This is a genomic window from Micromonospora sp. PRAS1 (genome assembly GCF_059553435.1).
Genome location: NZ_JCANNB010000002.1, coordinates 90,480 through 104,515 on the forward strand (window position 1 = coordinate 90,480; position 14,036 = coordinate 104,515).

The following is a 14,036-nucleotide window of genomic DNA, read 5'->3' on the forward strand; positions in this document are numbered from 1 at the left end:
CTCACCCACTCCTCACCCACCCCTCGCGATCTTGCACTCTCCGTCGCCCTAAACCATGACATAAGGGGCGTTTCACCGACCAGAAGTGCATGATCGGCGGGGAAAGTTGGGTGGTGGGTCAGGGGCGGGGGGTGCGGACGCCTTCGGCCAGTTCGGTGGCGAGGGCGGCGAGGGCGGTGCGGGCGGCCGTGGGGTCGGGAGCGTCGAGCAGGCAGCGGATCAGGGCGCTGCCCACGATCACGCCGTCGGCGTAGCCGGCCACGGCGGCGGCCTGCGCACCCGTGCCGACGCCCAGGCCGACGCCGACCGGCAGGTCGGTGACCTCCCGGACCCGGGACACCAGCACGGGCGCGGCCTGCGAGGTCTGGGTACGCGCGCCGGTCACCCCCATCAGGGCGGTGGCGTAGACAAAGCCCCGGCAGTGCGCCACGGTCATCGCCAGCCGCTCGTCGGTTGAGGAGGGTGCGACCAGGAAGGTGCGGTCCAGCCCGTACTCGTCCGAGGCGGCCAGCCACTCGTCGGCCTCCTCCGGAATCAGATCCGGAGTGATCAGCCCGGTTCCCCCGGCCGCGGCGAGGTCCCGGGCGAACGCCGCCACGCCGTACCGCTCGATCGGGTTCCAGTAGGTCATCGTGACCACCTGGGCACCGGTGGCCGCGACCTCCTCGATGATCCGCAGCGCGTCCCGGGTGCGTACGCCACCGGCCAGGGCGATGTCGCTGGCCCGCTGGATCACCGGGCCGTCCATCACCGGATCGGAGTAGGGGATCTCCACCTCGATCACGTCGACCCCGGCGGAGACCATCGTCTTCATCGCCGCGATGCTCTCCTCGACGGTGGGGAAGCCGGCCGGCATGCAGCCGATCAACACCGCGCGCCCGTCCGCCCTGGCCTTGTCGAAGGCGACCCCGATCCGGCTCATGCCGATACCTCGCCGCGCCGCACGACCCGCTCGTTCATGGCCCTCACTCCTTGTCGAGGATGCCGAAGTACTCGCCGGCGGTGTGTACGTCCTTGTCACCCCGACCGGAAAGGTTGACCACGATGGTGGGCTGCCGGCCCAGGTCGGCGGCGAGTTCTCCGGCGACGGCCAGGGTGCCGGCGAGGGCGTGCGCGCTCTCGATCGCGGGGATGATCCCCTCGGTGCGGCACAACAGCTCGAACGCCGCCATCGCCTCGGCATCGGTGACCGGCCGGTAGCTGGCCCGGCCGGTGTCGTGCAGCCAGGCGTGCTCCGGCCCCACACCCGGGTAGTCCAGCCCGGCGGAGATCGAGTGCGACTCCCGGGTCTGGCCGTCGGCGTCCTGGAGCACGTACGTCCGGGTGCCGTGCAGCACGCCGGCCGAGCCGCCGGTGATGCTGGCCGCGTGCCGCCCGGTGTCCATGCCCTCACCGCCGGCCTCGAAGCCGTAGAGCCGCACCTGCGGGTCGTCGGTGAAGGCGTGAAAGATGCCGAGCGCGTTGGAGCCGCCGCCGACGCAGGCGGTGACCGCGTCCGGCAGCGCACCGGTCAGCTCCAGGCACTGCGCCCGCGCCTCGTCGCCGATGCCCCGGACGAAGTCGCGCACCAGCTGCGGGAACGGGTGCGGGCCGGCGGCCGTGCCGATCAGGTAGTGGGTCTCGTCGACGTTGGCGACCCAGTCCCGCATCGCCTCGTTCATCGCGTCCTTGAGCGTGCGCGAGCCGGTGGTGACCGGTACCACCGTGGCACCGAGCATCCGCATCCGGGCCACGTTCAGCGCCTGCCGCTCGGTGTCCACCTCGCCCATGTAGACCACGCACTCGAGGTCGAACAGGGCGGCGGCGGTGGCGGTGGCGACGCCGTGCTGACCGGCACCGGTCTCGGCGATCACCCGCCGCTTGCCCATCCGCCGGGTCAGCAGCGCCTGACCGAGCACGTTGCGCACCTTGTGCGCGCCGGTGTGGTTGAGGTCCTCCCGCTTGAGCAGCACCCGGGCACCGACCCGCGCGGAGAAGCGGCGGGCCTCGTACAGCAGCGACGGGGTGCCGGCGTAGTCGCGGAGCAGGGCGGCGAACTCGGCCCGGAACTCCTCGTCGGCCATTGCCGCCCGGTGCGCGGCGTCCAGCTCGTTCAGGGCGGCGACCAGCGCCTCCGGCACGAAGCGACCACCGAAGCGGCCGAAGTGACCGGCTGCGTCGGGGAACTGCGCCGTCGGGGCGGTCAGCGCGTCGGCACTCATGCCGACTCCTCTCGGTACGACGGGTACCGGCGCGGTCAGCGCACCGGGCGGGGCGTCGCGGGGTGGTTGCCCGCGTTTACCAGTTCGGCCACCGCCTCGCGGGGGCTCTTCTGGGTGATCAGGCCCTCGCCGACCAGCACCGCGTCGGCACCGGCCGAGGCGTACCGGATGAGGTCGTGCGGGCCGCGTACGCCGGACTCGGCGATCTTGACAACGCTGCTCGGCAGGCCGGGCGCGATCCGTTCGAAGACGGAGCGGTCGACCTCCAGGGTACGCAGATCACGGGCGTTGACCCCGATCACCTGCGCACCGGCCTCCAGGGCCCGGTCGGCCTCCTCCTCGTCGTGCACCTCGACCAGTGCGGTCATGCCCAGCGACTCGATCCGCTCCAGCAGGCCGACCAGCACGTTCTGCTCCAGCGCGGCGACGATCAGCAGCACCAGGTCGGCGCCGTGTGCCCGGGCCTCGTGCACCTGGTAGCTGGAGACCACGAAGTCCTTGCGCAGCACCGGGACGTTCACCGCGGCCCGCACGGTCGCCAGGTCCTCCAGCGACCCGCCGAACCAGCGCCCCTCGGTGAGCACGCTGATCGCCCGGGCACCCCCGGCGGCGTACTCGCCGGCCAACTCGGCCGGGTCGGCGATCTCGGCCAACTTGCCCTTCGACGGCGAGGAACGCTTCACCTCGGCGATGACGGCCACGCCCGGCCGGCGCAGGGCCGCGTACGCGTCCAGCGGCGGCGGGGCGGCGGCGGCCAGTTCGCGGATCCGCTCCAGCGGAACCTGCTCCTGCCGCCGGGCCACGTCCGCCCGGACGCCGGCCAGGATCTCGTCCAACACGCTGACGGACGCCGCCGTACCGGCCTCGTCCCCCTCCGCGTGCGCATGCTCAGCAGTCACCAACGGACTCCCCTCTCCGGGTGTCATGGGCCGATGCTAGGGGGCTCTACCTGGCACCTAGCGCCGGGGGTATGGCGCTCCTCACGAAATGGACTGCGGCATAATGGCCAACTTGCGCAAACACGCTGTGACTCTACGTCACGGCGCCATCGACAGCCACTTATGTCGACTCCGTCCAGCCGCCCCGCCGACCGACCGGCACGACCGGCGTCGATGCTGTGAGCTTGCTCAAGGACGAAGGACCCTTTGCCTGCTCAGGTGGCCTGCCGGAGAGTTGACGAGGCAGTCATCACCACGAAACGCGAGTCGAGCAGCATCTTCCTCGGGCAGACTCAACGACGCGCCTGCCCCACCACCACGCCGATCCTCTCCGGGGTGACCCATGAGCTCCTCCGCGCCGCACCAGACCATCGGACTCACCACGATCTCGCGTACCGTCGCGTCGCTCGCCGTCGGCGTCGTACACACGCTGGAGCGCGCCATGGTCGGGCCGGACCGGATGCGCACCTCGAGCGGCAACGCGTGGGAGGCCATCTGCGCCGACCGGGCCCGCGCCGACCAGCGGGCCGCCCTCGACCAGTTGGTGGCCGAACTCGCCGCGGCCCGCTCCCGGGACCGCCAGCCGGTCAGCTGACCGTCGGATCCTCGCCCCGGTCCAGCGCGTCCCACGCGTCGACAGTGCCGCGCCCGCCGATCGGGCCACCCGCGGTCGTCGCCCGGGTCGAGCGCCGCTCGTACCGGGCGCCCATCGCCGGCCACCGGTGGCCGCGCAGCGCGGTCAGCAGCCCGCCCGCCGCGGCCAGCAACCCGCCGAGCAGGCAGAGCGCCGGCCACTGCCAGACGGTCCGGCCGTCGAGGTCGGCGAAGAGGCCGTAGCCGCCGCCGGCCGCCAGCGTCAGCCCGAGCAGCGCCAGCAGCCCACCCAGCAGCCGACGCAGTCCGCCCCGGGTGGCCAGCACCGCGCCCCCGCCGGCCAGCCCGACCAGCGCCAGCGCCGACAGCCAGGGCAGCAACTGCGCCCCGGTGCGGCCCTCGGTCACCCCCAGCATCGGGTCCTGCCGGACGATCTCGCCCGATTCCCAGGCGAGCGTCGCCGTCCAGGCCGCCAGGCCCGCGCCGGCCAGGCAGAGCAGCACCGCGTACGCCAACTCGCGCCGGCCCACCGCCGGCCGCGCGTCACCGGGGGTGGGAGTCGTCGGGTCTGCCGTCCCGCTCATCGGGCCGGCCTCAGCGTCTCGGCAGCGGCGATGGCCGCCAGCACCGCGGCTGCCTTGTTCCGGGTCTCCTGGTCCTCCGCGGCCGGGTCGGAGTCGGCCACCACACCGGCACCGGCCTGCACGTACGCCCGCCCGGCGCGGATCAGCGCGGTGCGGATGGCGATTGCCATGTCCAGGTCGCCGCCGAAGCCGAAGTAGCCGACCGTGCCGCCGTAGAGCCCGCGGCGGACCGGCTCCAACTCTTCGATGATCTCCATGGCGCGTACCTTCGGCGCGCCGGAGAGGGTGCCCGCCGGAAACGTCGCGGCGAGCGCGTCGAAGGCGGTGCGGTCTTCCCGGAGCGTGCCGACCACCGTCGAGACAATGTGCATGACGTGGCTGTACCGCTCGATGGTGGCGAACTCCGGCACCTCGACGGTGCCCGGCCGGCAGACCCGGCCCAGGTCGTTGCGGCCCAGGTCGACAAGCATCACGTGCTCGGCGCGCTCCTTCGGGTCGGCGAGCAGTTCGGCGGCAAGCCGGGCGTCGGCCTCGGGCGTCGCGCCGCGCGGCCGAGTGCCGGCGATCGGGTGCAGCAGGGCCCGCCGCTCGCCGTCGGCCTCGCCGGTCACCTTGAGGTGCGCCTCCGGCGAGGAACCGACGATGTCGAAACCGTCGAAGCGCAGCAGGTACATGTACGGGCTGGGATTGGTGGTCCGCAACACCCGGTACACGTCAAGCGGATCGGCCTCGGTGTCGCGTTCGAAGCGCTGGGCGAGCACGATCTGGAAGCACTCGCCGGCCCGGATCGCCTCCTTGGCCGCCTCGACCGCCTTCGGGTAGCCGCCGTCGGGCGTACGGCTGCGCACCACACCGGCGGGCGGCCGGCGGACCGTGGCGACCATCGGCGGGATGGGCCGCGACAGCGCGGTGGTCATCGCGTCCAGCCGGCCCACCGCGTGGTGATAGGCGGCGGCGACCATCGCCTCCCGGCCCGGCTCGTCGTGCGGCGGCAGGATGGCGTTGGCGACCAGGATCGCCGAGCCGTCGAAGTGGTCCAGCACCACCAGATCGCTGGCGAGCATCATGCCCAGCTCGGGCAGGCGCAGGTCGTCCTCGGTGAGCACGGGCAACCGCTCGAAGCGGCGGATCAGGTCGTAGCCGAGGTAACCGACCATGCCCCCGGTCAGCGGGGGCATCCCGCCGTCCGGGTCACCGGGCGGGCCGGCCAGCGCGGCCACCGTCGCGCGGAGCACCTCGACCGGGTCGCCGGTGGTCGGCAGCCCGGCCGGCGGCGTACCGAGCCAGGCGGCGGCGCCGTCCCGCTCGACCAGGGTGGCGCTGCTGCGTACGCCGACGAAGGAGTAGCGGGACCAGGACAGGCCCGAGGAGCCCACGCCCTGCTCGGCCGACTCCAACAGGAAGGTCCCGGGGCCGCCGCCCAGCTTGCGGTAGACGCCGACCGGGGTCTCCGCGTCGGCGAGCAGCCGCCGGGTCACCGGCACCACCCGCCAGCGGTCGGCCAGCTCGGCGAAGGTCGTCGGATCGGGGCTCACCACGCCGTCGCTCACGACGTCACCTCACCGGTCACCGGAAGCTCGGTGAAGAAGCAGGTGCGGTGCCCGGTGTGGCAGGCGGCGCCGACCTGGTCGACGCTCACCAGCACGGCGTCGCCGTCGCAGTCGAGCGCCACCGAGCGGACGTACTGGTGGTGGCCGGAGGTGGCGCCCTTGACCCAGTACTCGCGCCGGCTGCGCGACCAGTAGGTGGCCCGGCCGGTGGTAAGGGTGCGGTGCAGGGCCTCGTCGTCCATCCAGGCGACCATCAACACCTCGCCGCTGTCGTGCTGGCGGACCACGGCGGCCACCAGGCCGTCGGGGGTGCGCCGCAGCCGGGCGGCGATCGCCGGATCGAGCCGGGAGGGCCGGTCGCCGCCACCGGTCGGCTCCGGCGCTTCCAGGTGGGCGCCGGTCACCGGCGCGTCAGGTACGGGCACAGTGAGCCATTGTCCCGCACGCGGGGCGGGTACCCCAGCGGGCTCCCGGCTGGCGGACGGCAGCCCGTCGGCGGGCCGACCCAACTGGGTGACGTAACGCTCCAGGCGGCCGTCGAGCAGCGCATCGGCGAGGTCCGGGCCGGCGACCTCGGCCACCTCGGCGGCGTACGGGCGGATCAGTGGCAGGGTGCCGGCCACCAGCCGGGCCGCCGCCGCCCACAGCTCGCCGTTCGAGCCGGGCCGCAGCCCGAGGCAGCGCAACATGTCCTCCGGGTAGCCGACCGGCGCGACCGGCAGGTCGAGCGCGGCGGCGAACGCCGACCGGCGGGACACCACCCGGATGGTGGGGTTCGCCAGTCGCAGTACCGACGGGCAGAGCCGGGCCAGGTCGGCGGCGGCCAACCGGATGCCGAGCGAGTCGTCGGCGTCGCGTGCCGACGCCACCTTGCCGAGGGTGGCGATCAACTCCTCCAGCCGTGGTTCGTCGGCCGGCTGACAGAGCACCGGCAGATCGATCCGGTCACGCCAGTACGAATCCGCCCAGAGCAGCCGGGCGGGCGCTGTCACGGGCAGGCCGAACGCCCAGTCGGCCGGCTCGCCCAGCCGGGTCACCCAGGAGCGGACGTCCCGGGCGGCCACCGAGACGTGGGTCAGCCGGCCGGAGTGCTCCGCGATGTACGCCCGGCGGGCCGCGTACGGTGCGCCGCCGACCAGCACGTCGACGTCGAGGTCACTGTGTGCGGTGGCGGCCCGGCGGGCGTGGCTACCGCGCAGCAGGATGCCCACCACGGCCCGCTCGGTGGTCGCCCGGAGCCGAGCGGCCCAGTCGTCGATAAACCCGCTGTCCGGTGACCGAGCGTGATCCACCGCGCCATCGTGCCGTACGTCCGATCGGCGTGCAATGCCCGCTGACGGACCTGGTGTCCGGTTCGGCGACGGTTCCCCGTGGTATACGTGGGTGACCCTCAGTGACCGTTTTCCATCCGGCGATACGCGTCGATCTTGAAATCGAGGACCTTGAGATCCTCCGTCAACTCGGCCATCTGCCGCAACACCCGGGCCCGGTGCTCCTCGAACAACCCCCGGCGGGCACCGAGGGTGCCGTCGCCCTGCCGGGCCAGTTCGACGTAACGGCGCATGTCGCGTACCGGCATCCCGGTGCGGCGCAGTCGGGTGAGCAGGAGCAGCCAGTTGAGGTCCTGCTGGGTGTAGCGGCGCCGGCCGGCCGAGTCGCGACCGACCGGGGCGACCAGCCCCTCCTGCTCGTACCAGCGCAGGGTGTGGGCGCTCAGACCGACTTGGTCGGCCGCCTCGCCGACACCGAAGGTCCGCTCCCGCGTACGGATGTCCATCCATCCAGGGTCCCAGCCGCCGTCAACCCCGCGCCGGGGCCCCTTCCACCCGTGGCAGATTTCATCTACCGTTGAAATCAACGCGTGATGAAATATTGAGGGGATGCCGATGGAGAACGCGATCGCCCTCCGCAACCTGGTAGTGGACCGGGGCGGCCGGCGGGTGCTGCACGGGATCGACGCCGCGGTACCACGCGGCTCGGTGACCGGGCTGTTGGGGCCCAGCGGCAGCGGCAAGACGACGCTGATGCGGGCGGTCGTCGGGGTCCAGGTGATCAGCTCCGGCACCGTCACCGTGCTGGATGCGCCGGCCGGCTCGGCGCAGCTGCGCCACCGGGTGGGTTATCTGACCCAGGCACCGAGCATCTACGCCGACCTGACCGTGCGGGAGAACGCCCGCTACTTCGCCGCGCTGCACGGCCGGGGCCGGGCCGAGGCGGACCAGGCGGTGACCGACGTCGGGCTGGCCTCGGCGGCCGGGCAACTGGTCGGCACCCTCTCCGGCGGGCAGCGCAGCCGGGCGTCGCTGGCCTGCGCCCTGGTCGGTGAGCCGGAGCTGGTCGTGCTCGACGAGCCGACCGTCGGCCAGGACCCGGTGCTGCGGGCCGACCTGTGGGCCCGGTTCCACGCGCTGGCCGCCGCCGGCACGACCCTGCTGGTGTCGAGCCACGTGATGGACGAGGCGGCCCGCTGCGACCGACTGCTGCTCATCCGCGAGGGTCGGCTGATCGCCGACGACACCCCGGCCGCGGTGCGCGCCGCCGCCGGCGTCGACGACCTCGACGAGGCGTTCCTCCGGCTGATCCGGGCGAGCGAGACCGGCACCGACACGGGCACCGACACCGACACCGGGGAGGCGGCGTGAACCCCCGGATCCTCGCCGTCACCGTCGGCCGCATCCTGCGCCAGCTGCGCCACGACCGGCGTACGGTGGCCCTGCTGCTGGTCGTGCCCACCGTGCTGCTCACCCTGGTCTACTACATGTACGCCGACCAGCCCACCCCGCCCGGCCAGCCGTCCACCTTCGACCAGGTCGCGCTGGTGATGCTCGGCTTCTTCCCGTTCATCATCATGTTCCTGGTGACCAGCATCGCCATGCTCCGCGAACGGACCAGCGGCACGCTGGAGCGGCTGCTCACCACCCCGCTGGCAAAGACCGACCTGCTCTTCGGCTACGGCATCGCCTTCGGGCTGGCCGGTGCGCTACAGGCCACGGTCGCCGCTGCCGTGGCGTACTGGGTCTTCGGCCTGGAGACCGCGGGCAGCAGCGGCCTGGTGATCGTGATCGCGGCGCTGAACGCGGTGCTCGCCGTCGCGCTCGGGCTGCTCTGTAGCGCCTTCGCCCGCACCGAGTTCCAGGCCGTACAGTTCATGCCGGTCGTGGTGCTGCCGCAGCTGCTGCTCTGCGGGCTCTTCGTGCCCCGCGACCAGATGGCCGGCTGGTTGCAGGCGCTCAGCGACGTGCTGCCCCTGACGTACGCCGTGGAGGCGCTCCAGGAGGTCGGCGCGCACGTCGAGCCGACCCAGACGATGTGGCGTGACCTGGCGATCGTCGCCGGCTCGGCGGTGCTGGCGCTGGTCCTCGCCGCGGCCACGCTGCGGCGACGCAGCGGCTGAGGGGTCCGGTCCGTGCCCCGACTGCCGAACCGGGGTACGGGCCACCGAGCGAGGAGGGCGATTGGCAAGGCGGACCGGACGGCGGCCCGGCAACCCGGGCACCCGTGAGGCGATCCTCGACGCGGCCCGGACCAGCTTCGCGGAGCGGGGCTTCGACGCCAGCACCATCCGCGGCATCGCCGGCACCGCCGGCGTGGACCCGGCCCTGGTGCACCACTACTTCGGCAGCAAGGACCAGCTCTTCCTGGCCGCCATGCAGGCGCCGGTCGACCCCCGGGAACTGCTGCCGAAGGTGCTCGACGGTGACCGTGACGGCCTCGGCGAACGGCTGGTACGCACCTTCCTCACGATCTGGGACTCACCGGCCGGCACCGCCGGAGCGGCCCTGCTGCGCTCCGCGGTCAGCAACGAGTGGACCGCCCGGCTGCTGCGCGAGTTCCTGACCACCCAGGTGCTGCGCCGGATCCTCGACCAACTCGACGTCGACCCGACGGAACTGCCGCTGCGCGGGTCCCTGGTGGCCAGCCAGCTGATCGGCCTGGCGATGATGCGGCACATCGTCCGCCTGGCCCCGGTCGCCACCGCCGACCCGGAGACCCTGGTCGCCGCGATCGCCCCCACCATCCAGCGCTACCTCACCGCCCCGCTGCCCGAGCCGCCCGCCCGCCACGGTTAATCAGCACCGAGGTCGCCGACGTGTTAAAAGGGGGCCCCTTTACCACTCCAGGCGTTAACAAGGGGCCCTTCCTTGCAGCTCAGCGGGTCTGTTCCAGCCAGGAGGCGTAGAGCAGGGCGTAGACGGAATCGGGATCGCGGATCAGCTCCTCGTGCGGACCGCGCTGCACGACCCGACCCCGGTCCACCACGATCACCTCGTCGGCACTCTGCGCGGTGCTGAGCCGGTGCGCGATGGCGAGGGTGGTACGCCCCCGGGTCACCGCGTCCAGGGTCCGTTGCAGCCGTACCTCGGTGGCCGGGTCGACCGCGCTTGTCGCCTCGTCCAACACCAGCAGATCCGGATCGGCCACGTACGCGCGGGCCAACGCGACCAGTTGTCGCTCCCCCACGCTCAACGCCTCGCCGCGCTCACCCACCCCGGTGGCCAGCCCGGCCGGCAACCCGTCCAGCCAGTCCGCCAGCCCCAGCTCGGTGAAGGCGGCGGTGATCTGCTCGTCGGTCAACTCCGGACGGGCGAAGCGGACGTTGTCGGCGACGGTGGCGTCGAAGAGGAAACCGTCCTGCGGCACCATCACCACGCGGGAGCGCAACGAATCGAAACGGACCTCGGTCAGCGGCACCCCGGAGAGCAGCACCGCACCCGCCGCCGGATCCATCAGCCGGGTCAGCAGCTTGGCGAAGGTGGTCTTGCCGCTGCCGGTCTCGCCGACCACCGCAACCCGGCTCTTCGCCGGAATCTCCAGGCTGACGTCGTGCAGCACCGTCGGGCCGCCCGGATAGTGGTAGCTGACCTGCGCGAACCGGATGTCCAGCGGGCCGGCGGGCAGTTCGCGCCCCTGCTCGCCCGGGTCGGCCACGTCCGGGGCCACATCCAGCACGTCAAGCACCCGACGCCAGCCGGCGATGGCGTTCTGCGCCTCGTTGAGCACCTCGGTGGCGATCTGCACCGGCTGGATGAAGAGCGTCACCAGGAACAGGAACGCGGTGACCTCGCCGATGGTAAGCGTCCGGTCGGCGCCGAGGATCACCCCGAGCACCACCACACCGGCCAGCGCCAACCCGGCGGCCAGCTCACCCACCGAACTACCCAGGATGCTGATCCGGATCGCCTTCTGCTGGGCCTGCCGCTGGCTGTCGATCGCCTCGTCGAGCCGTCGGGCCGTGCGCCCGGCGATCCCGTACGCCCGGATCACCGGCGCGCCCACCACGCTCTCCCCGACCGCCGCCAGCAACGCGCCGGTACGCTGCCGGACCACCCCGTACGCGGCGGCGAGCCGGCGCTGGAGCAGTCGGATCACGAAGACCGCCGGTACGAAGGCGGCGTAGACCACAAGCGTCAGCTGCCAGGAGTAGGCCAGCATCACCGCGGTGGTGACCGCCAACTGGCCGAGATTGACCAGCAGGATCACCCCGCCCCACTGGAGGAACTGGGTGATCTGGTCGACGTCGCTGGTGACCCGGGAGACCAGCGAGCCGCGCCGCTCGGACTGCTGATGCAGCATGGAGAGGTCGTGCACGTGCCGGAAGGCCCGGATCCGCACCCCGGCCAGCGCGGTCTCGCTGACCGTGAAGAGCCGGCGCATCATCAGATAGCCGCAGGCGGTGGTCACCACCAGCACGCCGGCGGTGATCGCCACGACGGTGAAGAGCGCGTCGAAGTTCAGCCCGCCGACGATCCCCCGGTCGATGCCCTGCTGCACCGCCACCGGCACGGCAACCCGGCCGACCATGTAGACAAGCGCCAGGCCGAGCGTGCCGGCCAGGCCGATCCGCAGCTCCGGGGAGAGCGCCAGGCCACGGCGCAACGTCCGCCAGGTCGACTCGACCCGCTCCGACCCCGTTTTCGTCTCCTCCGCGACCACGCTCACCGGTCCCGCCTTTCGTTCGCGACTGCGGGACTCCGCTGCGCTACATTCCTCGCGCTCACCGGACCCGCCCTTCGTTCGCGACTGCGGGACTCCGCTGCGCTACATTCCTCGCGCTCACCGGACCCGCCCTTCGTTCGCGACTGCGGGACTCCGCTGCGCTACATTCCTCGCGCTCACCGGTCCACCTCCAGGCCGGAGGTGAGCGGGGTGACCTCGTCGTACGGTCGCTTCCGGTCGTGGTCGACCTCGGCCTGCTCGTAGGCGGTGACCAGGTCGGCGTAGCCGGGCACCGTGGCCAGCAGGGTGGTGTGCGGGCCACGCGCCACCACCCGGCCCTGCTCCAGGTAGATGACCTCGTCGGCGAGCGCGATGGTGGCCCGGCGGTAGGCCACCACCAGGATCGACGCGCCTGGCCCGCCGGCCCCGGCCGAGCGCAGCGCGGCCAGGATGGCGGCCTCCACCCGGGGGTCGACCGCGCTTGTGGCGTCGTCGAGCACCAGCAGCCGGGGGCGCCCGGCCAGGGCCCGGGCCAGGGTGAGTCGCTGCCGCTGGCCGCCGGAGAGCGAGGTGCCCCGCTCACCGACCATGGTGTCCAGCCCGTCGGGCAGGGCGGCGACGAAACCGTCCGCCTCGGCCAACCGCAGCGCGGCCCACACCGCCTCGTCGTCGACGCCCGGCCGGTCCAGCGAGACGTTGGCCCGGACGGTGTCGTCGAAGACGAACGGCACCTGGGCCACCAGCGCGGCGGTCGCGGCCAGCGAGTCGGCGGCCAGTTCCCGGACGTCCACCCCGTCGATGCGGACCGTGCCGGCGCGCGGGTCCACCAGCCGGACCGCCAGCGCCGCGACTGTGGACTTGCCGGATCCGGTCGGCCCGACCAGGGCGACCGTCCTGCCGGCCGGGACGGTGAAGGAGACCTCGCCGAGCACCTGCGCGCCGGGCAGGTGCGCCTCGGCCGGCTCGTAGGCGAAATTGACGTCGGTGAAGGTGAGCGTGGCCGGCCCGGGTTCGGCGCGGTCCAGCCGGGTGTCGCCGTACGACATCTCGCCGGTGGCGTCGAGCACCCGGCTGATCCGGTCCCAGCCCGCGACGCTGCGCGGCAGCTCGGCCAGCACCCAGCCGATCGCCCGTACCGGGAAGGCCAGCACGGTGAAGAGGAAGGCGACGCTGACCAACTCGGCCACGTCGATGGCACCCTGCCGCAGCCGGTACGCGCCGACCACAAGCACCGCGAGGGTGCCGAGGCTGGGCAGGGTCTCCAGCATCGGGTCGAAGATGCCGCGCAGCCGGCCGACGGAGATCAGCGCGTCGCGCAGCTCACCGGCGCGGTCGGCGAACCGGCCGGTCTCCTGGGCCTCCCGGCCCATCGTCTTGACCACCAACGCGCCGTCGAAGCTCTCGTGGGCGATGCCGCTGACCTCGGCCCGCAACCGCTGGGCGCGGGCCTGCCGGGGCGCCATCCGGCGGGAGTAGGCGACGTTGAGCGCGAACAGCGCCGGGAACACCGCCAGGCCGACCAGGGCGAGTGCCCAGTCGGTGACGAAGAGCGCCGCCACCGCGCCGACCAGCATCACCAGCGTGCCGACCGCGAAGGGCAGCGGGGCGATCGGATTCCAGGCCGCCTCCACGTCGGAGTTCGCGTTGGAGAGCAGGGTGCCGGTGGCGTTGCGCTGATGCCAGGACAGCGGCAGTTCGAGGTAGCGGCGAGTGACCCGGCGCCGGTAGGCGGCCTGGAGTCGGTACTGCATGTAACCCGCGCCGAGCCGCCTGCCGAAAATGCCGACCACCCGCAGCAGGCTGATCCCGAACAACGCGGTGGCCGCCAGGGCGAGCGCGCTCGTGCCGACCGACCCGCTGGCGACCGCCGGCACGACGACTTCACCGACCACCCGGCCGACCACGAACGCGCTGGCCACCACCATCAGGCCGAAGAGCACGCTGCCGGCGACCGCGACCGCGAAGATCCGCGGCTGTTCCCGGATGGCCCGCCAGAGCACGGCCAGCCCGCGACCGAGCACTTCCCGACTAGTACCGCTCGCCACATTCTCCCCCGCCGTAAGCTGCCCTCATCCTCCCTCATCCTTACCGCTGCGCGCCGGTCCTGCCGACCCGTAACGATATGTCCGCCGTCACCCCGACCGGACCGGGCGACCTCGTCCGGCCGGGCCGGGGCTACGTCGCTCCGGCCCGGGCGGACCTCGGCGGGCCAGCGCGGTGGCGCATACGATC

The 14,036-nt window shown here is 72.8% G+C and carries 13 protein-coding genes and 1 pseudogene; 4 read left to right on the top strand and 10 right to left on the bottom strand.

The genetic code is table 11. From position 1 onward, the window contains the following. Window positions 1-118: 118 nt before the first annotated feature. The 3 genes from trpA to trpC are packed head-to-tail and all read right to left on the bottom strand — an operon-like array spanning window position 119 to window position 3,040. Window positions 119-922: a tryptophan synthase subunit alpha gene (gene trpA / locus AC507J_RS02705; protein ID WP_496287444.1), complete on the bottom strand. Its 804-nt coding sequence runs from the start codon at window positions 920-922 to the stop codon at window positions 119-121. Window positions 923-965: 43 nt separating this feature from the next. Beyond that, on the bottom strand, window positions 966-2,201 hold the full coding sequence (trpB, locus tag AC507J_RS02710) for a tryptophan synthase subunit beta (protein ID WP_496287445.1): 1,236 nt from the start codon (window positions 2,199-2,201) through the stop codon (window positions 966-968). A 35-nt stretch (window positions 2,202-2,236) separates the two neighbouring features. Further along, complete coding sequence (gene trpC, locus AC507J_RS02715) at window positions 2,237-3,040, bottom strand: indole-3-glycerol phosphate synthase TrpC (protein WP_496287633.1); 804 nt, start codon at window positions 3,038-3,040, stop codon at window positions 2,237-2,239. 442 nt (window positions 3,041-3,482) lie between these two features. Between trpC and AC507J_RS02720 the strand changes: the two genes are divergently transcribed. After that, window positions 3,483-3,734, top strand: a complete 252-nt coding sequence (locus AC507J_RS02720; protein WP_496287446.1) for a hypothetical protein — start codon at window positions 3,483-3,485, stop codon at window positions 3,732-3,734. On the opposite strand, the gene AC507J_RS02725 is transcribed toward AC507J_RS02720, so the two are convergent. The 5 genes and pseudogenes from AC507J_RS02725 to AC507J_RS02745 form a co-directional block, all read right to left on the bottom strand. Then, a complete protein-coding gene (locus tag AC507J_RS02725; RefSeq protein WP_496287447.1) occupies window positions 3,727-4,317 on the bottom strand; it encodes a Trp biosynthesis-associated membrane protein in 591 nt (196 codons plus the stop codon). The two genes, AC507J_RS02720 and AC507J_RS02725, sit on opposite strands and share 8 nt — an antisense overlap. After that, window positions 4,314-5,867: an anthranilate synthase component I gene (locus AC507J_RS02730; protein WP_496287448.1), complete on the bottom strand. Its 1,554-nt coding sequence runs from the start codon at window positions 5,865-5,867 to the stop codon at window positions 4,314-4,316. Before AC507J_RS02730 ends, AC507J_RS02725 begins: the two co-directional genes overlap by 4 nt. After that, on the bottom strand, window positions 5,864-6,292 hold the full coding sequence (gene hisI, locus AC507J_RS02735; RefSeq protein ID WP_496287634.1) for a phosphoribosyl-AMP cyclohydrolase: 429 nt from the start codon (window positions 6,290-6,292) through the stop codon (window positions 5,864-5,866). Before hisI ends, AC507J_RS02730 begins: the two co-directional genes overlap by 4 nt. 186 nt (window positions 6,293-6,478) lie before the next feature. Continuing rightward, window positions 6,479-7,159 (bottom strand): annotated as a pseudogene (locus tag AC507J_RS02740) (phosphoribosyl-AMP cyclohydrolase); the annotation flags it as partial. A 98-nt stretch (window positions 7,160-7,257) separates the two neighbouring features. Continuing rightward, window positions 7,258-7,644, bottom strand: coding sequence for a MerR family transcriptional regulator (locus tag AC507J_RS02745; RefSeq protein ID WP_496287449.1), 387 nt, complete (start codon window positions 7,642-7,644; stop codon window positions 7,258-7,260). Between the two features lie 109 nt (window positions 7,645-7,753). On the opposite strand from AC507J_RS02745, the gene AC507J_RS02750 reads away from it, so the two are divergent. The 3 genes from AC507J_RS02750 to AC507J_RS02760 all read left to right on the top strand — a co-directional run bounded on the left by AC507J_RS02750 (window position 7,754) and on the right by AC507J_RS02760 (window position 9,937). Beyond that, entirely contained in the window at window positions 7,754-8,509 is a 756-nt protein-coding gene (locus AC507J_RS02750; protein WP_496287450.1) for an ABC transporter ATP-binding protein, read from the top strand. Beyond that, complete coding sequence (locus tag AC507J_RS02755) at window positions 8,506-9,261, top strand: ABC transporter permease (protein ID WP_496287451.1); 756 nt, start codon at window positions 8,506-8,508, stop codon at window positions 9,259-9,261. The genes AC507J_RS02750 and AC507J_RS02755 overlap by 4 nt, the downstream gene beginning before the upstream one ends. A 61-nt stretch (window positions 9,262-9,322) precedes the next feature. Beyond that, window positions 9,323-9,937 (top strand): TetR/AcrR family transcriptional regulator, encoded by a 615-nt coding sequence (locus AC507J_RS02760; RefSeq protein ID WP_496287452.1) that lies wholly within the window; start codon window positions 9,323-9,325, stop codon window positions 9,935-9,937. Between the two features lie 79 nt (window positions 9,938-10,016). Here the strand turns inward: AC507J_RS02760 and AC507J_RS02765 are convergent, their stop codons facing one another. Together AC507J_RS02765 and AC507J_RS02770 are read right to left on the bottom strand one after the other, a co-directional pair. Further along, on the bottom strand, window positions 10,017-11,801 hold the full coding sequence (locus AC507J_RS02765) for an ABC transporter ATP-binding protein (RefSeq protein ID WP_496287635.1): 1,785 nt from the start codon (window positions 11,799-11,801) through the stop codon (window positions 10,017-10,019). A 179-nt stretch (window positions 11,802-11,980) separates the two neighbouring features. Beyond that, window positions 11,981-13,849: an ABC transporter ATP-binding protein gene (locus tag AC507J_RS02770; RefSeq protein ID WP_496287453.1), complete on the bottom strand. Its 1,869-nt coding sequence runs from the start codon at window positions 13,847-13,849 to the stop codon at window positions 11,981-11,983. Window positions 13,850-14,036 lie beyond the last annotated feature (187 nt).